The organism is Aureibacter tunicatorum (assembly GCF_036492635.1).
GTDB classification, from domain to species: Bacteria; Bacteroidota; Bacteroidia; order Cytophagales; family Cyclobacteriaceae; genus Aureibacter; species Aureibacter tunicatorum.
Genome location: NZ_AP025305.1, coordinates 4,103,171 through 4,125,581, shown reverse-complemented (window position 1 = coordinate 4,125,581; position 22,411 = coordinate 4,103,171). Strand labels below are relative to the sequence as shown.

The window sequence follows — 22,411 nt, the reverse complement described above, 5'->3', positions numbered from 1 at the left end:
TTTAAAAACCCCCATTGACAATTTGACAATGGGAGAAACAATTGATAAAATTGATCATGCTATTGAGAGTAATACTCCAATACAACATGTTGTCGTAAATGCTGGAAAGATGGTTGCCATGCAGTCTGATATGCAATTATATAAATCGGTAGTTGAATCTGATTTGATTAATGCAGATGGTCAGGCTGTTGTGTGGGCATCCAGATTTCTAGGTCAGCCTTTACCTGAAAGAGTTGCTGGAATTGACTTAATGGAAAGCTTAGTAGCTCTAGCCTATAACAAAGGATATAAATGTTTCTTTTTTGGTGCTAAAGAAGAAGTTGTTAGTAAAGTTGTTGATATCTATTCTGAGAAGTATTCATCAGATATTATTGCAGGCTATAGAAATGGGTATTATGCTTCTGAAGAAGAAGATCAAATTGCTCGTCAGATTGGAGAGAGTGAGGCGCATTTGTTGTTTATCGCAATTACTTCACCTAAGAAGGAAATATTTATGAATAAGTATAAGGATATTATAAATATTCCATTTGTGATGGGTGTTGGTGGTAGTTTTGATGTAGTCTCTGGAAAAGCAAAGAGAGCTCCAATATGGATGCAGCAAATTGGGATGGAGTGGTTTTATCGTTTGATTCAAGAACCTAAGAGAATGTGGAAAAGGTACCTTGTAGGGAATTCAAAATTTATATCACTTGTAATAAGGGAAAAGCTTGGGTTTTAATTGTTTTTAAGGTGATTGAAAATTTTACAATGTATAAGCGATCCCTATTATCATTCCAAAGTTATGACTAAGTTCTCCAAAATCGTAGGCGAATGTTGAATGGGCTGACATGTTTTTCCAAAAAGGTAGAGGAGAACTTATTTCAATCATAGTGTAATACTGTTTAAGCCCGCCATCGAACTGATAAGTAGTACTACCGTCATTATATGGAGGTCTATCTGGGTTCATACTATCCCAATTATATCTTCCATTGTTTTCTGTAGTGTATGTCCCAAAGTTTTCGGTGTAAGTAAACAAAGCTCTATATGAAATCCATTTGCTAAGCCAACCTTTTATTCCTAAATGATGTGCTATCATTCTGTTGCTGACAAATTGTTCATTATATTGAGTGCCTTGTACATTACCATCAAAATAGTAATTAGCTCGATCTGTAGTAATGAAAAGAGGAGTACCGATAGAGTAACGATGGAATGTGTATCCGTTTAAATAATGCATGCTGTTATAATAATCATCTCTTCCTCCAAACCTATAGCCGTAGTTGCTTTCATTATTTGGATGTTCTGCGTTAGGATCAGGTAAGCCTGGACCACTTTGCCATTTAGTATAAATCCATTCATAGGTGAATTCAGAAATGATTTTTTTGCTTTTGCTTTTAGCGACAATTCCAGTAAAATGATCTTTGTTTTGCTCGAAAAAGCGAATGTAGCCTGAAAGGTCCTCAAAAGGTTTTTGATGGTATAAAGTTAATTCCCAGTCTTTAATATTTGCGGTTAGGCCAAAATCAAACATTCCTCGATGGGTACCGGCTTGATTAGTATTTTCTCCTTCAATCGGACTGTTCCCTGAATTTCCAGCAGGGATTAAAATTGTTAAATAGTCTTTAAAGTTATAGGGAGGTAGTTTGCCATGAACAGGATGAGTACCTCCAAAGACTACATTATGTGTCATACCTACCTGTAAATTTACAGGTAATTTATTAGTTTTAAGATAAAAGTTCTTACTATGAAGCATAGCCTTAGATATGTAACGATCTTTTTCAAGCCAAGATTGTTCGAACATACCTTTGAACTGTACAAAACCATTTGTCCAAGGTAAATCAGTATATTCTGGAAAACCAAAGGCGATTGTAGGAATTGGCCTAGCATTGCCGCTAATTGAAAATGAACCGCTTCCGATATCTGGGGCATGACTTGACATGGTGTGTTCTTTTAATCCTCCCCAAAATCTAAACTTTCCATAATCAAGCTGTAAATATGCTTGTTGAGCTCTGCTTTGAGATATGCTGTTATTATAAAGTAGTAGATCTAATTCTCCTGAAAATTTTAATTTTTTTGATATTTGTTTTTCGCCATATATTGCTCCTTTGAGAATATAGTTGGCTTGAGAGTCGTCATATAGTCCATGTCTATTAGCACTCATCCACAAAGGAAGGTAGCCTTTGCTTGAAAAAGCATTTAAAGAACTGATTTCGATTTTAAGTGAATCTAAATCTTGAGCACTTAATTGATGAGATAAGAAAAAAAATGATAATATAAATAAACTAAGATTGTGTTTTTTTTGCATGATGAATTTTGAAAAATTCTCGCAAGCTTGTACAAGAATATATAAATCGGGTATTTTAAGCTTCTTTTAACTTCAAAGTTATACAAATATATTTTTTTATCTTTGAACCTGATGATCTTTCATTTTAAATTTGGTTAAATTTGTCTGTTAATTTTGAATAGTTAAATACAGTATATGAGATACGAAAAATATATAAAGGAAATTAACTTATTGTTAAATTTATTAGCGATTTGTTTTTCATTTCTTGCTTTTCAAGTAATAGAAACAAGTTTTAATTCAATTTTTTTAGGCCGAGATTTCTTTAGTACTTTGTTGCTTTTTAGCATATCATGGGTATTTGCCTCTATTTTCACGCAGATAAATGATTCTAAACGAAATTTGAAAATTGAACAAATATTTAAGAAGTTACTTAATGCATTTGGATTTTATTTGCTATTTATATTTCTGTTGTTGTTTTTAAGGGGGGAAGAAGTTCGTAATGACTATATTTTTAAGCTTTACTTTTTTTCAATCATTTTTATCTCACTTTTCCAAACAGTTTTCACCTTTTTCATGAAGAGCTGGAGAAGAAGTGGACATAATTTTAAAAAAGTAGTAATAGCTGGATATGGGGATATAGCAGAGGAGTTGGCTGCTTATTTTCAACAATATCCTGAAAATGGATATTCTTTTTTGGGCTTTTTTGGAAATGGTAATAGCAGCAGAGATTTAAGGGAATTGAATCAATATTGTTTGGATAATGAAATCAATGAAATATACTGTTGCACAGCTTTTGTTGATGCGAAAGAAATAAATCGAATAATAAATTTTGCTGAAGATAATTTTATTAAGGTCAAGGTTATTCCTGATTACAGAGGTTTTAAGTTGAAAGGGGTTGAACCTCAGATATATGATTATATTCCAGTATTGAGTATTAAAGAAATTCCTTTAGATGATCCGTTTAATAAATTTCTCAAAAGAAGTTTTGATGTTTTATTCTCTTTTTTAGTTATTGTTTTTATTCTATCTTGGCTAGTACCAATTTTAGGGCTTTTAATTAAAATGGAATCAAAAGGGCCGGTTTTCTTTAAGCAAAAAAGAAGTGGTATAAATAATGAACCATTCTGGTGTTTTAAGTTTCGCTCTATGGGAGTGAATCGAGATGCGGATAATAAGCAAGCTACTAAAAATGATGTAAGAATAACCAAAATAGGAGCATTTATAAGAAAAACGTCCATTGATGAGCTTCCTCAATTTATTAATGTGCTAAAAGGTGAAATGTCTGTTGTAGGACCTCGTCCGCATATGTTAAAACATACAGAAGAATATTCTAAAATAATTGAGAGATTTATGGTGAGGCATGAAGTGAAGCCTGGAGTTACAGGTTTGGCTCAAGCTAAAGGGTATAGAGGAGAGACTGAAACGACTCAAGATATGAAAAATAGGGTAACGATGGATAAATTCTATGTCGCTAATTGGACATTTATCTTTGATTTAAAAATAATATTGATGACTATTGATTCTATATTTAATAATAATGAGAATGCGTATTAAAAATATGATAAGCAAATTACTTGTGGCGTTTTTGTTTTTTGTGTTATGTAACCCTTTGAAAAATGGTTATGCTCAGAATAAAGAACACGGTGATTTAGAAGTTCAAGTTAGTTCAATTACAGCTTTTTCTACTCAAGGATATTTGCCTACTTGGATTAGCGCTAATCAATACGGCATTTTTGATGATAGTAGAAGTAATTTTTTAATAAGACCTTCCATAACCTATAAAGATAGTTTAAATAAGTCGTGGAGCTTTTCCTTTGGTGTTGATGCAATAGTTGACTCAAGAATTGGGGATAGTCGAATCCAACAAGCTTATGGGGAAATTAACTATAAAAGTTTCATGTTTTTGGTCGGTATAAAGGAAACTGACTTTTACAATCATATGGGAGCTTTAACATCAGGCTCATTCATGAACTCAAGAAACAACAGGCCTTTTCCAACAATTGCTTTTGGGTTTCCCGAGTATACTAATTTGCCTTTAACAAATGGATATGTGCAAATTAAAGGAGTGTTTGAACAATCTGTTTTAGAAGAAGATAGACATGTTAGTAACCCATTATTGCATAGGAAAAATTTTTATATTAAGTCCAATAAGTTGCCTGTGAATGTATTTGTTGGTGCAGCTCATCAAGTAATGTTTGGTGGAAGTAGGGATGGTGTTGATTATACTCCCTCATTTAAAGATTATTTAAAGATAATAATGGGATCTTCTGGAGGTGAAACAGCTACAGGAGGAGAGGCTACAAATAGATTGGGAGATCATATGGGCTATTTTGATTTTGGCTTAGAAGTCGATAGAGATGATTTTACCTTGATAGGTTATTTACAAAAACCTTTTGAAGATGGCTCCGGCTATCATAAGTTTTTTCGACGCAATAACGATAGATTTTTTGGATTAGGTTATACGTCAAAACAAAAGAAAATAATATCATCAATTTTGTATGAGAATATATATACAAAGTTTCAAAGTGGAGAAGGAATTCCTGATCCGACGGATAAGTATCCTGAAGAGGAAAGTAATTTCGGACATTCCTTTGGCGGAAGAGATGATTATTATAATAATTATATATATAAGAGCGGAAGTACTTATAAAGGAAATGTAATAGGCAACCCGTTATTTTTGACTTCACGAAGAGCCGGTTATTATTTTGATCAAGTACAGGACGAGTATGGATACATTGTGAATAATAGAATAATAGCTCATCATTTTGCAATAAATGGTTGGTTGAATTCAAAATTATCATATAAGTTGTTTTATACATATACCGATAATTACGGAACATATGCAGGGTTGAATCAAGGAAGGTATGAATGGGAGAGTATGAATCCGGATAGAGATCCATATAATGATGGAAGTACAACATATCAATTTCAAGATGGGCTGATACAAAATTCTATTTTATTAGAAGGAAAATATCATTTTGAAAAATCTCCAATCATTTTGAAAGCAAGTGTTGGTTTTGATTTTGGGGATATGACGAATAATTTTGGAATGTTGCTTGGTTTGAAATGGACATTTTCAGATTTATTGAAAAAGACAGCGAATGAAAAATAATTTTTTACTGGTACTAGCAGGAGGCATAGGCTCACGTATATGGCCTTATAGTAGACAAAATAAACCCAAGCAGTTTCAGGATATCCTTGGGATAGGAAAGAGCTTTTTGCAGATGACTGTGGAAAGGTTTAGCGATGTTGTTCCTTCTGAAAGAGTTTATATTCTTACGAATGAGAATTACAAAACGCTGATCATGCAAGAACTTCCTGAACTCAAGGAGAATCAAATATTGCTAGAGCCTTGCATGCGAAATACAGCTCCATGCATAGCATATGCGACATGGAAAATCCATCAACTGAATTCTGATGCGAATGTCATTATCGCTCCTTCCGATCATTTTATTTCTAGAAAATATAGATTCGAAGCGATCGTAAAAGAGGCTTTAGACCTTGCTGTGGATAAGAAGTCTATTGTTACGCTTGGGATGACTCCTCACCGTCCAAATACAGGGTATGGCTATATTGAAATCGACGAGGAAAAACCAAATGGGACGGCCTTTGCTGTGAAGAAATTTACAGAAAAACCGGATTTGAAAACCGCGATTCAATTTATTAACGCGGGGAATTATCTTTGGAATGCAGGATTGTTTATAGCAAGTACGCAGGCTTTGAAAGATAGTTTTGAGAAGTTCACACCTTCTTTGGCAGTGATATTTGATACTATAGAAAAAGATCTGAATACTGATAAAGAGCAAGAAACGATTAATGTGCATTATCCCGACTGCGAAGATATTTCCATAGACTTTGGAATTATGGAAAAGTCGGAAGATATATTATGCATTCCTGCTGAAATTGGTTGGTCTGATGTTGGTACTTGGGGCTCATTGTACGAGATGTCTGAAAAAAATCAGGAGGGCAATGTCATACATGGCAATGCTTTGACCTTTGATACCAAGAATTGCTTGATAAAATTGCCGGATGACAAGCTGGCTATTGTTGAGGGGCTTAGCAACTATATCGTTGCTCAGAACGATAATGCCTTGATGATTTGTCCTTTGGAAAGCGAGCAAAGAGTGAAAGAATATCTAAAAACCCTAAAGGAAAAGAAAGAAACGCCTTTTATATAGATTTTAAAGAAAAGTTGAATTGTTGGCTTTTAAAGGTGAAGGACAAGAAATATTACTTATCAATTCGTTATGAGATCGATAAGTAATATTTTATTGAGGTTTCCAGTGTCTAGATTTTTTGTAACTTCTTTATCAAGAAAAATTAAGGAATAATGATTTTGAATTCAGCTAAGTTAAAATCCTAAAACCAAAAAGGAGCTATTCAAAAGATTCTCTTTATTATAGCTGAACTGCTTTTCTTCAGTACTGCCAATGAAAACTCTAGCCCCAGCAGCTTCCGCTACCGCTTGACCAGCGGCAGTGTCCCACTCCATTGTAGGCCCGTGACGATAATACACATCTGCTTTGCCTTCTGCAACCATGCAAAACTTAAGTGAACTGCCTACCGAGACTTCTTCTGTTACTCCATATTTTTGAAGAACCGCTTCCTCTTCAGGCGCTGGGTGAGATTTGCTTCTCACTGCGATTCGGTTTTCAGGCTTATTGTTTACTTCTAGAAGAGTATGGGTATTTTGGCCATCGATTTTGATAGCTTTCTCTCCGACAATACCTATATACATGATGTCATGCACAGGAACATAGATGATCCCAATGAGTGGTACATTGTTTTCAAGCAATGCGATATTGACAGTGAATTCTCCATTGCGTTTGATGAACTCTTTAGTACCGTCAAGAGGGTCTACCAAGAAGAATTTTTTCCAATCTTTTCTTTGTTGGTAATCTAGTTGTTCTCCCTCTTCGGAAATCACAGGAATTTCGGGACATAATTTTTCCAAGCCTTCCGCGATGACCACATGAGAAGCTTTGTCAGCCAGAGTCAGTGGAGAGTCATCGGCTTTATAGTCTACGCATTCGGATTGCGCGGGGTCGTTGTATATTTCAAGTATAGCTTGTCCTGCTTGTTTGGCAACCTTGGCCAATTCTTCAGCTAAAGCACTGTAGCTCATAGTTCAAGTGATAATATTTTTTGAATAAATGAAAATTAATATCAACTAAGGATAAAATATTTTTCACTTTATCCTTCTTTTCTAAAAATAAGCAAAAGATTTTTAAAGGCTTGATTTATCTATTAACTTTACTTGATAAATCTGACAGCATTGGTTGTTGGGTTATTGTTAATAGTCATAAAATATACTGCTAATGTCTGCACATATTTATCCAATATTTGACACTCTTCTCCAAAAAGAGGATAAGGAAAAAGTGCTAAAGCAAAAGGCTTGCGTGATCTGGATGGTAGGGCTTTCGGGTTCTGGAAAAAGCACGCTTGCAAGAGCTTTGGAGAATACTCTTCATGAAAAAGGCTACTTGACGCAACTATTGGATGGCGACAACTTGCGAACTGGAATCAATAACAATCTAGGCTTCTCCGAAGAAGACAGAATTGAGAATATTCGCAGAGCTGCCGAAACATCCAAATTATTTGCGAACTGTGGAATCGTAACGATTTGCTCATTGATAAGCCCTACAGAACAAATAAGGTCTATGGCAAAAGAGATCATCGGCGAAGAGGATTATTTTGAAGTCTTTATCAGTTGTCCAATAGAAGTGTGCGAACAAAGAGATGTGAAAGGGCTTTATGCCAAGGCTAGAAAAGGCGAGATAAAGCACTTCACAGGTATAGATTCACCTTTTGAAGAACCTCAAAATCCAAGTTTGATTATTGAAACGGACAAAGATGAATTGAGCGTAAGCCACCAAAAACTTGTGGATGCCGTATTAGAAAAAATAAAATATACTAGTTAAGAGAATAAAACACTCGATATAGATGAAATCATACAACCTCACTCACTTGAAAGAACTTGAAGCAGAGGCGATCTACGTGCTTAGAGAAGTTGCGGCTCAGTTCGAAAACCCAGCGTTGCTATTTTCCGGAGGGAAAGATTCAATTGTAGTGTCGCATTTGGCAAGAAAAGCATTTTTTCCTGCTCGCATTCCTTTTCCTTTGGTTCATATAGACACAGGTCATAACTTTCCAGAGACGATTGAATTCAGAGATAGATATGTAGAGAAAATAGGAGCTAAACTTATCGTAGGTTCTGTGCAACAATCTATTGATGAAGGAAAAGTAGTGGAGGAAAAAGGATTTAACGCTAGTCGTAACGCTCTACAGACAGTGACTCTTTTGGATACAATTGAAACTCATAAGTTTGATGCTTGTATCGGTGGAGCTCGTAGAGATGAGGAAAAGGCTAGAGCTAAAGAAAGATTTTTCTCACACAGAGATGAGTTTGGACAGTGGGATCCAAAAAACCAACGTCCTGAACTTTGGAACTTATATAATGGACGCCATCAGATGGGTGAAAACTTTAGAGTATTCCCTATTTCCAACTGGACTGAAATGGATATCTGGCAGTATATCTTGGCGGAAGGAATTGAGTTGCCATCTTTATATTTTGCTCATGAAAGAGAAATTTTCATGAGAGACGGAGTGCCTTTGGCCGCTGTGGATGTAATTCCTAGAAGAGATACTGAAGTAGTAGAGAAAAAGGTGGTAAGATTTAGAACGATCGGTGATATGACGTGTACTGGAGCTGTGTTTTCTCCAGCGGACTCATTGGAAGGTATCATCGAGGAAGTTGCTTCCAGTCGTGTGACTGAAAGAGGTACCAGAGCTGATGACAAACGTTCTGAAGCAGCGATGGAAGACAGAAAAAAACAAGGTTATTTCTAGTCAAATAGTCAACAGTTTATTCAAAAGTTTTATCGCAAGTCAGGAATTGATCCTTACTGCATATCCGAAATAGAAATTATGTCTGAAAATACAATAAATTCGAATGCTTACCTAGATATGGAATTGCTTCGCTTCACTACAGCAGGTAGTGTGGATGATGGTAAGAGTACGCTTATCGGTAGGCTTCTATACGATTCAAAAAGTATCTTTGAAGATCAGCTTCAAGCTGTGGAAGAGTCAAGTAAAAGAAGAGGCGACGAAAACGTTAACCTTGCGTTGGTAACAGATGGTTTGAGAGCTGAGCGCGAGCAAGGTATTACTATTGATGTTGCTTATAGATATTTTGCTACTCCTAAGCGTAAGTTTATCATAGCTGATACTCCGGGACACATTCAGTACACGCGTAACATGGTGACTGGAGCTTCTTCAGCGAACTTGGCGATTATCTTGATCGATGCTCGCCATGGGGTTATCGAACAAACTTGCCGTCATACTTTTATTGCTTCATTGCTTGGAATTCCTCACGTAGTGTTCTGTATCAATAAAATGGACCTTGTGGACTGGAGCGAAGAGGCATATGAAAAAATCAAATCAGATGTTGAAGCATTTACTTCTAAGCTTGACGTTAAAGATGTGAAGTTCATTCCGATCAGTGCTCTTAAAGGAGACAATGTAGTGAATGAGTCTGAAAATATGCCTTGGTACAAAGGTGGCACTTTGCTTTACCATTTGGAAAATGTGCATATTGGAAGCGACCACAATCATATTGACTGCAGATTCCCTGTGCAAACAGTTATTAGACCTCACTCTGATGAGTATCATGACTTTAGAGGTTATGCTGGTACAGTAGCAGGAGGCGTATTCAAAAAAGGCGATGAGGTAACGGTCTTGCCTTCAGGGTTCAGCTCAAAAATTAAATCAATTACGTCATTCGAAGGAGATTTGGAAGAAGCTTATGCTCCAATGGCAACTACAATCACATTGGAAGATGAGATTGATATTAGCCGAGGAGATATGCTAGTTCGTCCTAATAACCAACCAGAAGTAAGCCAAGATGTGGATATTATGGTTTGCTGGATGGGAGACAAGCCTTTGGTTCCGGGTGGTAAATACGCTGTCAAGCATACAACCAACGAAGTAAGAGCGATGGTGAAGGAAATCAACTACAAGATTGATATCAATACTTTGCATCGTATCGAAGATGATAAGGAGATCAAAATGAATGATATCGCTAGATTGAAGCTGAGAACGACTAAGCCGTTATTATTCGATAAATATACAAGAAATAGATATACTGGAAGTTTGATTATTATTGATGAAGCTACGAATGTAACTGTGGCGGCAGGGATGATAATCTAAACTCATTAGTTTATAATTCAATAAAAAAGGGCTCGCATTTGCGAGCCCTTTTTTATTGAAAAAGAAATATTTAAATGAAAAGGATATCACTATTGAATTAGATAAATATTTTATATTTTTAAATAATAATACTTTATGATTATTGTTTGTAATTTTTTTAACTATAACTAATTGTTGTATAAATGAATATTCAAGTAAAAACCGAACTCAAAACACATACTCGGAAAGCAATTGCTTCCATTGTTTTTTTTATTCTTGTGTATATTTTTATTTTGGCATTGGCTATAGGGTTAACAATTGGATGTGTTCTAGGTGGAATTCTATTAATAGCTAATGTGATGAACATATTCACGATTGGCTTGGGTGTCGGTTTAGCCAGTATGGGAGTTTTAGTATTGATATTTTTATTGAAATTTATTTTCAAATCGCATAAGAAAGATAGATCCCACCTTATTGAAGTCACAAAGGCTGAAGAACCTCAACTCTTTGCAATGATTGAAGAGATAGTTCTGAAAGTAGGAACCAACTTTCCCAAAAAAGTCTATTTGTCGGCTGAAGTCAATGCCGCGGTTTTTTATGATTCTAGTTTTTGGAGTATGTTTTTTCCTGTTCAGAAAAATTTGCTCATTGGGATGGGCTTGATTAATGGAATATCCAAGGATGAGCTTAAGGCTATTCTGTCACATGAGTTCGGACACTTTTCTCAAAGAACGATGAAAGTGGGAAGCTATGTGTATAATGTGAATCAAGTTATTCATAATATGCTATATGAAAATGAAGGTTTCGATAATCTTATTAATAAATGGGCAAACGCAAGTGGTTATTTCGCTTTTTTTGCGAGTTTGGCTTATCGTATAATTTCAGGAATTCAATGGCTTTTGATTCAAGTTTATGAAATTGTGAATAAGAGTTTTCTATCCTTGTCAAGAGAAATGGAGTTTCAAGCGGATGAAATTGCAGCAAATGTCACAGGGATTGCTCCTCTTAAAAGCTCTCTGTTGAGAACCGAATTGATTGATTATTCATTTAATGAAGTATTGACATTTTATGAAAGAAATTTTTCTAAAGGGTTGAGAAGCGAGAATTTGTTTGAAGAGCAGTCATATGTCTTAGATTTTTTAGCCAAGGAGAATGAACTTTCGATAGTGAATAATCTGCCGGAAATTAGCTTGGAAGAGATGAACAAATTCAATAAATCTAAGCTGGTAATTGAGGACCAATGGTCTTCTCATCCTAGTACAGAGCAACGTATTGAGCGATTATTGTCATTAAAATTTGGCGAGCAAGGTCAAAGCTCAAGGCTAGCTACATCAGTTTTTTTGAACTCTGAAAAACTTCAAAATAAGCTGACAAAACTTTTGTTTAGTCAAGTAAAGTTCGAATCAGAAACAAAAGCATTGTCTTTAACTGGTTTTAAGGGTGAATATAGAAAAGCGTTTTTGGAGAATTCTTTTGATAAGCTTTACAATGGGTATTATGATAATAAAAACCCAAATTTATTTGAAATGGATACTGTAAGTGACGTCGCTTTAGAGAATACTAAACTTGAGGAACTATTTTCATCAGAAGTAAAAGATAAAGTATACGTTGTATTGGCATTAATTTCGGACATGCAAGTAATCGAGCAGGTTTGTCAAAAGTTGATACCAATCAAATCATTTGATTATGATGGAATAAGATATACAAGAAAGACATGCAGTGCTTTATTATCAACATTAAGGCTTGAGCTGGAGAAGCAACAGAATCAAATCAGTGAAAACGACAAGGCTATTTATTCTTATTTTCTGACGACAGAAAAGCAGAACGGTTCTGAGGGGAATTTGAAACAAATGTATCAAGAGTTTTTTGAATTTGACAGACAGTATGATAAGCGAATGGAATTGTTTAATAGACTGACAGAGTCATTGAGTTTTGTGAACTATGTGCTAGCACCTGACCAGATCAAGGAAAACTTTTTAAATCTGGAACCATTGGAAGCTCAGTTTAAATCGGATATAGAGTCTTTGATGAAAGAGAAGAAAATAATCGAAAGGATTGATTCGGAGCATAAAGAAAAAATTGACTTATATCTATCTAAAAAATGGCAATACTTTGGTGTGGAGACATATTTTGATGAAAATATTCAAATGCTATTTATGGTCATTAATATATATGTTCAATTGTTGGATAATGCTTTTTTCTTAAAAAAGAAAGATTTGTTAAACTATCAGGTAAGCTTAATTTCAGTTTTAAAAGAGGCCTAAGCAAATTTTGTTTTTTTAGTAGTTCAATGGATTTTGAAATAGAAATGAGTTTGTAAAAAATGGAGTGATATAAAATAGCCTTCCTAATGAGCTTATAATACCCATTGGAAGGCTTTGCATGGTAATATTTTTTTAGAATATGAAACCTAAGCCGAGCTCGAATTGATTTGGCTCTTCCATAGCTCCTTCGTACTTATTGCTTCTAAATTGATAATTGGCTTTGTAGGTCCAGTTTTTCTTTGGCCTGAAGTTTACCCCAACGGTTATAATTTCAAGGTCCTTATAGTCGGCTCTTACTCGGTCCATTTGATCTCCCATATTGTCGATCCTGTCCTGCACTTTATCGTCTATGGCAAGGTGAGTGTTCAAACGCTCATATCTTATGAAAATAGGTAATTTCCAATCTTTATTCGGGTTGATCAAAGGCATGATATTGTATCTTCCTTCTAAATAGTAACCTTGGGTTTTTGACCCAAGCACTTCGTAAGTTCTTAATTCAGGGTCTGAAGCTTCGTTGCCAAGGTCGAATAGTTGGTCAGTGCCTGAGAGCCATCCTCTTGAGTATAAACCAAAGAATGTGAAGTTGCCGATATTATGAGCACCAACAATAGTCATCAAACCTAAATTGGTCTTCAATAAATCGCCGTTTTGCATTTTATATCCTCTGGATGCATCTCCATAATAACCAGCAAGAGACAACAGTGTATTGTCTTCATGCCCATAGGATAATTTACCATTGAAGGCAACTGAAGGAGGAATCTCTGTCCAAGAAGTGTATCTACCGTCTCTTATCCAAGTTCCTGAAGTGAAGTTTCTAGCGTCAAGACCTTTTGTAACACCAAACTGGTACTCGGTATTTTCCAATGGACTACCATAGATGAGTATACCTTGTTCCAGCCATTGAGACGGAATGATAGTTCTTTCCACTTCGGGCCTGTTCACACTATAGAACCCAATAGGCTCTTCATTGACATTCACCCATCCTAAGTTAAGAGGATAGTTACCTACTCTTAGGTTGAACAAGTCATGGAATAAGAAATCCAAGGAAGCTTCAATATTATATTCGAAATGGTCTTTCCCTTTGAAAAAACCGTCTTGTAAATACTCTAGCTGAATTTCACTCATAAAGATGATTTTGTCGCTGAATCTATAGCCGATATAGGTTCCGAATCTGTAGAGGTTTGTATAGTATTGTTCTATCTCTTTGCTTTCCTTGTTTTGAATAGGCGATTGATAATTTACGTAATTGATCTCTCCAAAACCGCTTATGCTAAGCTTTTGGTCTGCTGTAAATACCTTAGAGGAGGCATTGGCGAATCCAGCTTGTTTGATATATTTCAATTCCGAAATCGCACTCTTTTTTTCTTTTTCGTCGTGATTTAGTTCTTCTTGGGCAAAAGCAAAAAGCGATGGCAATAGGCATAGAATAGCCGCCAATAAATTTTTCATTTTATTATAATGGTTTTAAGCACATGTTATAAGTTAAGTGGTTGTTTTGCTTGCACTTCCTGTGAAATGACAACGAGCCATATATTAATAGCAGTTGCTATATGCAAAACGAATGAATATGTGTGCTTAAGAGAGGGGAGGAGGAGAGTCAGGCTCTTGATTAAGGCTTAAGTAAAGGCTTATATAGAAACTTTTTGGTTTTTTTGTTTCTATAGCGATGGACTCAGAAGTTGCAATACTATTGAAAACAGTATTCCAATATTTTTTTAATTGAGTATTGTCAGATGGAATCTCTTCAGAGTTTTCTTCAGCAGGGTCGAAATAATCGTTGAAATGATCCGAATCGCAAAGATGCATCACAAGTTCGAATAATGTATCGATTCTGCCATGGGGAAGAGCTTCTTCTTGTTGGAGTTTAGACATAGGAATATCCACACTGCTGTTTAGCAAGAATAAACAGAGTGGAAGCAAAATGTATGAACAGTGAATATGTCTAAGTGCTTTCAACATGAGATATGCAAAGTTGGGAGAATTTTTTCTCAATTTCAAAAGTTTGGAGTTATTCGAGCTTTTTCAAAGCTTCATTCTTTATAATTTTTAATTTGATCTTTGCTTTATGAATTTACAATGAGTTAAAATTGTCCTGTAATTTTATGGTGATAATAATTCAAATTCATCAAAATTGTATTTTGTAGTAATGAAAATAAGTGTATTTAAATGAAAAAATAATTATATTAGGTAGAGACATGAATACTTTTGCCTATGAATAATCATTACTTGAAATATTTTTTATTTATATTTTTCATCATTGCAGGAAGAACAGCCTTTGGACAAGAAGTTGATAGTGGACTTTGCGGTCATTTTAATGAGTATAAGGCTCTTAAATTGAGTCCTGAATATGCCCAAATAAAGCAAGCTGAAAACAAGCTATTAATAGAGTCAAACGAATTTCTTAGCCTGTCGAGAAGAAAAAAATCAGAAAAAATAGTCATACCTGTCGTATTTCATATTGTGCATGGCAATGGAGATGAGGATGTGTCTGCGGATCAAATCACGGATGCTTTAAGAATTTTGAATGAAGATTTTAATTTATCAGCGTCCAAGAAGGATGAAATTCATGAAAACTTCAAGGGGATAGCCGCTAGTGTAGGTGTCGAATTCAAATTGGCTCAAAAGAATCCTCAAGGAGATTCAGCGGATGGAGTGGAAAGGTATTATAGAAGAGATTTGACTAGTTCTGCTGACTTGAATGAATTGAGAGCTGAGATAAATTGGCCCAGAGAAAGCTATCTGAATATTTGGGTGATTAGAAGTTTGCCAAACGGTTCGGCAGGCGTTTCGAATTATCCAACGTCAACCATTGGGTCTAAATCTACTAATGATGGTGTTGTGTTGGCGCACTGGTCGCTAGGGAGTATTGGAACTTCACGTGATGGATATGAAAAGACATTGACTCACGAAGTAGGTCATTGGCTGAATTTGAAACATACATGGGGAGATGATACTGCAGTAGGAGATTCCAAAGGTTGTGGATTTGATGATGGAGTAGAGGATACGCCTAATACAATAGGGAATCAAGGTTGTGTCGAGGGCTTTGAATCAAGAAGTTGTGGGAGCTTGGACAATGTTCAAAATTTTATGGATTACACAACTTGTGGAGCAATGTTCACAGAAGGCCAAAAAAATCGAATGTTGGCGGCTTTGCATTCAAACATCGCGCATAGAAAACATTTATGGACAGAGGAAAACCTGATAGCTACAGGTTTGAATGAAGGTTTGCAAGTGAATTTTCTTGTGGAAAATTCAACTTTGAGAATAAACCAAGCATTGAATATCATTGATAAGTCAAGTGTTGATGATGATTTGGTTGAGTCTTGGAATTGGCGATTAGACGGAGCGACTCCAAGTGAGTTTTCGGGCAAGGAATTACCCGCGGTATATTATTCCAACATAGGAGAATATGAAATTTCGCTGATAGTTGAGATGAAGTCGGGCGAAAAAGTCAGTGTTAGCAGAAGTGTGGAGGTAACTAACGATATAGTAATGGGAATTACTAAAGAAGCGTATGTTAGCGAAGCGAAATTTTATGATAATGGGTATAAAGAAGATTATTTGCTGGGATCGGATCATACCATAACGATTTATCCATTGAATGCAAATAAGAGAATTGCCGTTGATTTTTTCTCGTTTCATTTGGAAGAGGACTTTAATTGCGGTTATGATTATTTGGATATATTTGACGGCGAGAATACTAGCGCTCCTTTTTTAGGGAGATATTGCGGAAGGAATAATCCGGGAATGTTGCAGGCACAAGGCAGTTCCGGGGCATTGACATTCAGATTTGTAAGCGACGCATCAAATGAGCACGCGGGTTGGGAAGCTAGAGTCTTTGAAATGGAAACCCCATCAGGAATAGATGTCCAGCTGACTGCTAATAAGAGATTTCCTTTGCCTGAAGAACAGATCGTTTTTGCCGATATGTCTGTAATTGGAGAAGAAATAGAAATAAAAACTTGGCTTTGGAATTTTGAAGGTGCGGATATCAGTTTTTTTGAAGGTGAAATGCCTCCTCCAATATCTATTGATAGGGAAGGCGATTTTGATGTCTCATTGGCGATAGAGGATATTGATGGGAATTTTTATTCCAAAGTGTTCAAGGACTTTATTAGAGTTCGAGAAAATTTTCGAATGAACGATGAAGTCATTATCACAGATGCAGGAGAGTTTTATGATAGTGGAGGACCTTTTTCGAATTACTCGTCAGGAGAAAATAGCGTGATGACATTTTATCCGGTGAATGAAGGGGATGCTGTGAGAATGGAGTTTGTCGAATTTCAATTGGATTTAGGAGATTGCGCTTTTGATTACTTGGAAGTATTTGACGGCTCAAGCACGGATGCTCCATTGATAGGAAGGTTTTGCGCTAGGGATAAAGTGGTTAATGTAGGGAAGTACATACAAGCGATGAACGCAGAAGGTGCTTTGACCTTTAGATTTATCTCAAATCAACAGTTTGTTTCTTCAGGTTGGAAAGCAATTATTGACAATATTCCAATGAATGGTATTTCTGTGAATATTAACAAGCCGGATGATGTTTACATTAATCAAAGCACTGATTTGATATTGTCAACAAATATCTTGAATGAGAATATTAGCATAGACCATGTGGTTTGGGAGACTGAAGGAGCGGATGTTTTTGAGCATATTGGCAATGACCAAGTAACTGTGACTTATCCGGAAAAGGGGATATTTGATATTACATTAAGAGTTCACTTGACTTCGGGAGAGGAGTTGGAGTACCTGTTTGAGGACTTTATGGAAGTTAATGATGGATTTGACGAAAATTTCCAAGAAATAAGAACTTGTTCTGGCAGGTTTTACGGAAATGTATGGAATTATAGCTTTGGTCCCGGAGAATATTCAGTGACTACTATTTATCCTAGGGAAAGTGGGAATGCGATTAAGCTTGATTTTGACAAGTTTTTATTAACAGATAGTGAAAACTGCGAGTCCGAGTATGTTATGATTTATGATGGTGTTGATATGAACGCTCCATTGATTGGAAAGTATTGCGGTGAGGAAATTCCAGAATCGATCATTGCTTTGAATTCATATGGTGCATTGACTATAGTTTATTATTCGGATCAATTTATTTCATTTCCAGAAATGGAAAGCTTTAGCGCGAACATTTCATGTGTGGATCAACCTCAATCTCTGAAGGCATTTTTTGAATCCAACAGGCAAATTATACCTGTTGGAGGAAGTGTTGACTTTAATCATTTGTTGAATGAATCTTCTAAAAGTATAGTGGATGATTATCGATGGAATTTTTCTGGGGCGACTGTTGAAGAGTCAATGGAAGAAAATCCGATAAATATAGTATATAACGAATTAGGAAATTTCAATGTCAAGCTTACAGTGAAAGGAGATGGAAAAGAAGACTCTCACGAAGTTAGCGATTATATTCAAGTGACTGACCAGTTTGCTATAGGGCAGAGCTATTCTGAAATGAATGTATGTGGTGGGTATTTTTATGATAATGGATTTGACGATGAATATTCAGGTTTTTTGGATGAGGTAGTCACTTTATATCCAAAAAATGAGTTAAGTGTTTTGACCATAGATTTTGAAGAATTCAATATAGAGTATTCGAATGATTGCAATAAGGATTATTTGGAAATATATGATGGGCCAAATACAGCATCGAAACTGATTGGCAGATATTGTGGTAGTGAGAGTCCTGGCTTGGTAAGGTCGTCAGACGCAACAGGCGCTCTTACATTTAGGTTTGTTAGTGATCAAAGCAATCAGACTGTTGAGCCCGGATGGAAAGCGAAAGTTTCTTGCGAGCAAGTGCTATTTAAGCCAATCGCTGATTTTGATTGGGAAGATGGAAAGTGGGTTACTGTTGGAGATTATATTGAATTTGAAAACTTAACGATAAACAGTTCCGAAGAATATCTTTGGTTTATAGATGGTCAAATGATCAGTGATGATAAGCATTTGGAGAGAGAATTTGAAAACTCCGGTTCTTACGAAGTAAGATTAACTGCGATAAATAAAGCAGGCGAAGATTCAATAGTCAAAATAGTTAATGTTGATGATCTGCCAATAAGTGAATTCACGATGCTTCAGAGTGAGATATTTGTTAATGATCCTGCTCAATTTCAAGTTCAGCATAATATGAATCATAGCTATGAATGGAGTTTTGATTTTGGCGAAATTATAGAAGATGAGAGCGGACTTGTAACGGTTAACTTTTCAGCTGAGGGAATGTATGATGCAAGTTTATTGGTAATTAATAGAGCTGGCAAGAGTGCTTCTTCGACCATGTCTTTAGGTGTGTTGAAAGACCCAAATACTGGAATTGATAGCAAGAAAAAGCTCAAGGTATATCCAAATCCAGTTGAAAAATTTCTTACGATCGAAGGAGTGGAAAGGGATGCAATTGCTTCAATCGCTTTGGTCAATGTCATCGGCAATGTGCAGAAAGTTTCGACATCTTATAATAAAAATAAATTATTCGTAGATGTGAGCACTTTGAAGCCAGGAATCTACATGTTGTCAATAATTATTGATGGAGAAAGAAAAGCATTTAAAATCATAAAGAAATAGCTTCAAGTACAAGCCTGAAGCTATTTTAAAATTTATGAATGCAAGTCAACGACTACACGGCCTTGAATCTGGCCTTTCAGAATTTCATCTATATATTTAGGAAGCTCTTCCAAGGTGCAGTATGTTGCTAATGACTCAAGTTTTTCGCTTGACCAATCATGGGCCAATTTATTCCAGATGGTAACTTTTCTTTCAAGAGGCAATTCAACAGAATCAATGCCCAATAAGTTCACATCTCTTAGAATAAATGGGAAAACGGTTGTGTTTAAGTTCATGCCACTAACTAAGCCGCAAGTGGTAACCGACCCGCTGTATTTGCAAGACTTTAATACTGAGGCAAGTATTTCACCACCACAAGTGTCAACAACGCCAGCCCACTGTTCTTTAAGCAAAGGACGGTTGGCATTTTCAAGCAGACTGTCACGAGAGATAATCTCTTTGGCTCCCACTTTCTTTAGGAAGTCTTCAGCGGATTTTTTGCCACTGCTAGCGAACGTTTCATACCCAAGAGCGCTCAATATTGCTACCGCCACGGAACCAACGCCTCCGGAAGCTCCGGTTACCAATACAGGACCATTTTCAGGTTTTACGCCGGCTCTGATAAGCTTGTCAATGGATAGCCCCGCTGTAAGACCTGCTGTGCCGTAGATCATGCTTTCTCGCATATTCATGCCCGCAGGAAGTTTTGTAGCCCATTGGGAAGGAACGCTTATCAGTTCTCCATAACCTCCAGGGGTATTCATACCCAAGTCGTACCCAGTTACTAGCACTTCGTCTCCAACTTTAAAGTTGTCACTATTTGTCTTGAGGACGATACCTGCGGCGTCTATGCCCGGAGTGTGTGGGAAGTTCTTGGTAACCCCTTTGTTGCCGGAAGCTGAAAGTGCGTCTTTATAATTCAAGGACGAAAAATATACTTTTATGATAGTATCATGCTCAGGCAAAGACGAAGTTTCCATTTCTTCGATCTGGGTAATATATTTTCCATCTTGCTCTTGTACTCTCAGTGCTCGAAATTTTTCTGGGATATCCATTTGATGAAATTTTTAGTGTGATGATTTAGTAAGAAAATAAGACCTTGGCCTAAATTGTTTTCACATATTTTGAAGATATAGACTAGGTTAAGTTTATAGTTTTGGTCGGTTATTGGACAAAATTAAGTGTTTTGATAGCATGAAAATATGATTTGTTCCCATAAGATTCTAAAAGTTGATAAAAACATGATCCTTTGGGTTAGAAATGAAAACAATTCTTAAATTTACAGATAATAGGATTCATGTAATTATAGTGAAATAAGAGAAATATAAACAGATATAAATCATGTTCAGAACGCATAATTGCGGCGAATTGCGCGCCGCTAATATTGGAGAGCAAGTGACGCTAAGCGGTTGGGTGCAACGCTCAAGAGATAAAGGTGGAATGCTATGGGTTGATTTGAGAGACAGATGGGGAGTTACTCAGCTTTCTTTTGAAGAAGGAAAGACGGCATCTCAAATTCTTGACAAGGCTAGAGAATTGGGAAGAGAGTTTGTCATTCAGGCTACTGGCGAGGTTATTCAAAGAGAATCTATGAATGATAAAATGCCAACAGGCGAGGTTGAAATCTTTGTCAGCGACTTGACGATTTTGAACAGTTCGCATATTCCTCCTTTCAAGATCGAAGATGAGACGGATGGCGGAGAAGATCTTAGGATGAAGTATCGTTATTTGGATTTGAGAAGAAATCCTGTGAGAGAGAAGCTTCAGCTTCGTCACAAGATGATGCGTGCGGTAAGAGATTATTTGGATCAAAAAGAATTTATCGAAGTTGAGACTCCAGTGTTGATCAAATCAACGCCTGAAGGTGCTAGAGACTTTGTAGTGCCTTCGAGATTGAATAAAGGAGAATTTTACGCATTGCCTCAGTCGCCGCAGACCTTCAAGCAGTTGCTTATGGTATCTGGTTTTGATAGATATTTTCAGATCGTAAAGTGCTTCAGAGATGAGGATTTGAGAGCTGATCGTCAGCCGGAATTTACTCAGATAGACTGCGAAATGGCATTCATCGAGCAAGAGGATATTTTGAATTTGTTCGAGGGAATGACTAAATACCTTTTCAAGAATGTGAAAGGTGTTGAGATCGAGGATTTCCAAAGAATGGAATATGCTGACGCTATGAGGCTTTACGGTTCAGATAAGCCTGATATTCGCTTCGGGATGGAGTTCGTTGAGTTGAATGATGTAGCGAAAGAGAAAGGATTTAAAGTATTTGACGAAGCTGAATTGGTTGTTGGCATTAGAGTGCCTGGATGTGCTTCATATACAAGAAAACAATTGGACGGGTTGACTAACTTTGTCAAAACTCCTCAAGTAGGAGCCAAAGGCTTGGTATATGTAAAGTGCAATGAAGACGGTTCGTTCAAATCTTCTGTAGATAAGTTCTTCACGCAAGAGCAACTAGCTGAATGGGCTAAGAAATCGGAGGCTCAGCCGGGCGATTTGTTATTGGTGCTTTCAGGAGATACTGGCAAAGTAAGAAACCAGATGAATGTCTTGAGATTGAAGATGGGTGATGAGCTAGGTTTGAGAAAGCCTGAAGAGTATAAGCCTCTATGGGTAGTGAACTTCCCATTGTTGGAGTGGGATGAGGAAAGCAAGAGATTCCATGCTATGCACCACCCTTTCACTTCGCCGAAGGCTGAGGATATTCCATTGTTGGATACCAATCCTGGTGATGTAAGAGCCAATGCTTATGATTTGGTGATCAATGGAGTTGAAATCGGTGGAGGTTCTATTCGTATCCACGACAAGTCCACTCAAGCATTGATGTTTAAGCATCTTGGATTTACTGAAGAAGAAGCGAAAGAGCAATTTGGCTTCTTGATGGAAGCATTTGAGTATGGAGCTCCTCCACATGGTGGTATAGCTTTTGGCTTCGACAGGTTATGCGCGATGTTCGGAGGAACGGAATCTATCAGAGATTATATAGCATTCCCTAAGAATACTTCTGGTAGAGATGTGATGATTGACGCTCCTTCAGCCGTGGACGATGTTCAGCTTCAGGATCTTGGGATCATTAAGATTGAAGAATAGTCTTTTATTAGTATATTTTTCATGAATAAAAAAGAGACTGCGTTGATAACGCAGTCTCTTTTTT

The 22,411-nt window shown here is 36.4% G+C and carries 15 protein-coding genes; 10 read left to right on the top strand and 5 right to left on the bottom strand.

Annotation, left to right across the window (positions count from 1 at the left end; translation table 11 throughout):
• The first annotated feature begins 28 nt into the window (after positions 1–28).
• The gene (locus tag AABK36_RS17285) at positions 29–718 is read left to right on the top strand and encodes a WecB/TagA/CpsF family glycosyltransferase (protein WP_309940029.1); all 690 of its coding nucleotides are present in this window, start codon (positions 29–31) and stop codon (positions 716–718) included.
• 24 nt (positions 719–742) lie between these two features.
• Here AABK36_RS17285 and AABK36_RS17280 read toward each other — a convergent pair whose 3' ends face one another.
• Entirely contained in the window at positions 743–2,281 is a 1,539-nt protein-coding gene (locus AABK36_RS17280) for a capsule assembly Wzi family protein (RefSeq protein WP_309940030.1), read from the bottom strand.
• 174 nt (positions 2,282–2,455) lie between these two features.
• Here AABK36_RS17280 and AABK36_RS17275 point away from each other — a divergent pair, with 174 nt between their 5' ends.
• From AABK36_RS17275 to AABK36_RS17265, 3 genes are read left to right on the top strand one after another with little or no spacing between them, the layout of a single operon-like run.
• Entirely contained in the window at positions 2,456–3,814 is a 1,359-nt protein-coding gene (locus tag AABK36_RS17275) for an undecaprenyl-phosphate glucose phosphotransferase (RefSeq protein WP_309940031.1), read from the top strand.
• A 4-nt stretch (positions 3,815–3,818) separates the two neighbouring features.
• Positions 3,819–5,372 (top strand): capsule assembly Wzi family protein, encoded by a 1,554-nt coding sequence (locus tag AABK36_RS17270; protein ID WP_309940032.1) that lies wholly within the window; start codon positions 3,819–3,821, stop codon positions 5,370–5,372.
• Entirely contained in the window at positions 5,362–6,438 is a 1,077-nt protein-coding gene (locus AABK36_RS17265; RefSeq protein WP_309940033.1) for a mannose-1-phosphate guanylyltransferase, read from the top strand. The genes AABK36_RS17270 and AABK36_RS17265 overlap by 11 nt, the downstream gene beginning before the upstream one ends.
• A gap of 173 nt (positions 6,439–6,611) precedes the next feature.
• On the opposite strand, the gene cysQ is transcribed toward AABK36_RS17265, so the two are convergent.
• Positions 6,612–7,385 carry a 3'(2'),5'-bisphosphate nucleotidase CysQ gene (gene cysQ, locus AABK36_RS17260; protein WP_309940034.1) on the bottom strand — a complete coding sequence of 258 codons (774 nt, stop codon included), beginning with the start codon at positions 7,383–7,385 and terminating at the stop codon, positions 6,612–6,614.
• Between the two features lie 193 nt (positions 7,386–7,578).
• Between cysQ and cysC the strand changes: the two genes are divergently transcribed.
• The 4 genes from cysC to AABK36_RS17240 all read left to right on the top strand — a co-directional run bounded on the left by cysC (position 7,579) and on the right by AABK36_RS17240 (position 12,711).
• Positions 7,579–8,181 carry an adenylyl-sulfate kinase gene (gene cysC / locus AABK36_RS17255; protein WP_309940035.1) on the top strand — a complete coding sequence of 201 codons (603 nt, stop codon included), beginning with the start codon at positions 7,579–7,581 and terminating at the stop codon, positions 8,179–8,181.
• Positions 8,182–8,203: 22 nt separating this feature from the next.
• On the top strand, positions 8,204–9,109 hold the full coding sequence (cysD, locus tag AABK36_RS17250; protein WP_309940037.1) for a sulfate adenylyltransferase subunit CysD: 906 nt from the start codon (positions 8,204–8,206) through the stop codon (positions 9,107–9,109).
• Between the two features lie 78 nt (positions 9,110–9,187).
• Positions 9,188–10,468, top strand: a complete 1,281-nt coding sequence (cysN, locus tag AABK36_RS17245; RefSeq protein WP_309940038.1) for a sulfate adenylyltransferase subunit CysN — start codon at positions 9,188–9,190, stop codon at positions 10,466–10,468.
• Positions 10,469–10,806: 338 nt separating this feature from the next.
• The gene (locus AABK36_RS17240) at positions 10,807–12,711 is read left to right on the top strand and encodes a M48 family metallopeptidase (RefSeq protein WP_309940039.1); all 1,905 of its coding nucleotides are present in this window, start codon (positions 10,807–10,809) and stop codon (positions 12,709–12,711) included.
• Positions 12,712–12,843: 132 nt separating this feature from the next.
• Here the strand turns inward: AABK36_RS17240 and AABK36_RS17235 are convergent, their stop codons facing one another.
• On the bottom strand, positions 12,844–14,160 hold the full coding sequence (locus tag AABK36_RS17235; protein ID WP_309940040.1) for a hypothetical protein: 1,317 nt from the start codon (positions 14,158–14,160) through the stop codon (positions 12,844–12,846).
• Positions 14,161–14,286: 126 nt separating this feature from the next.
• A complete protein-coding gene (locus AABK36_RS17230; protein WP_309940042.1) occupies positions 14,287–14,670 on the bottom strand; it encodes a hypothetical protein in 384 nt (127 codons plus the stop codon).
• 252 nt (positions 14,671–14,922) lie between these two features.
• On the opposite strand from AABK36_RS17230, the gene AABK36_RS17225 reads away from it, so the two are divergent.
• Positions 14,923–19,275 (top strand): CUB domain-containing protein, encoded by a 4,353-nt coding sequence (locus AABK36_RS17225; RefSeq protein ID WP_309940044.1) that lies wholly within the window; start codon positions 14,923–14,925, stop codon positions 19,273–19,275.
• A gap of 32 nt (positions 19,276–19,307) precedes the next feature.
• Here AABK36_RS17225 and AABK36_RS17220 read toward each other — a convergent pair whose 3' ends face one another.
• Positions 19,308–20,309 (bottom strand): YhdH/YhfP family quinone oxidoreductase, encoded by a 1,002-nt coding sequence (locus tag AABK36_RS17220; protein ID WP_309940045.1) that lies wholly within the window; start codon positions 20,307–20,309, stop codon positions 19,308–19,310.
• Positions 20,310–20,595: 286 nt separating this feature from the next.
• On the opposite strand from AABK36_RS17220, the gene aspS reads away from it, so the two are divergent.
• Complete coding sequence (aspS, locus tag AABK36_RS17215) at positions 20,596–22,347, top strand: aspartate--tRNA ligase (RefSeq protein ID WP_309940046.1); 1,752 nt, start codon at positions 20,596–20,598, stop codon at positions 22,345–22,347.
• Positions 22,348–22,411 lie beyond the last annotated feature (64 nt).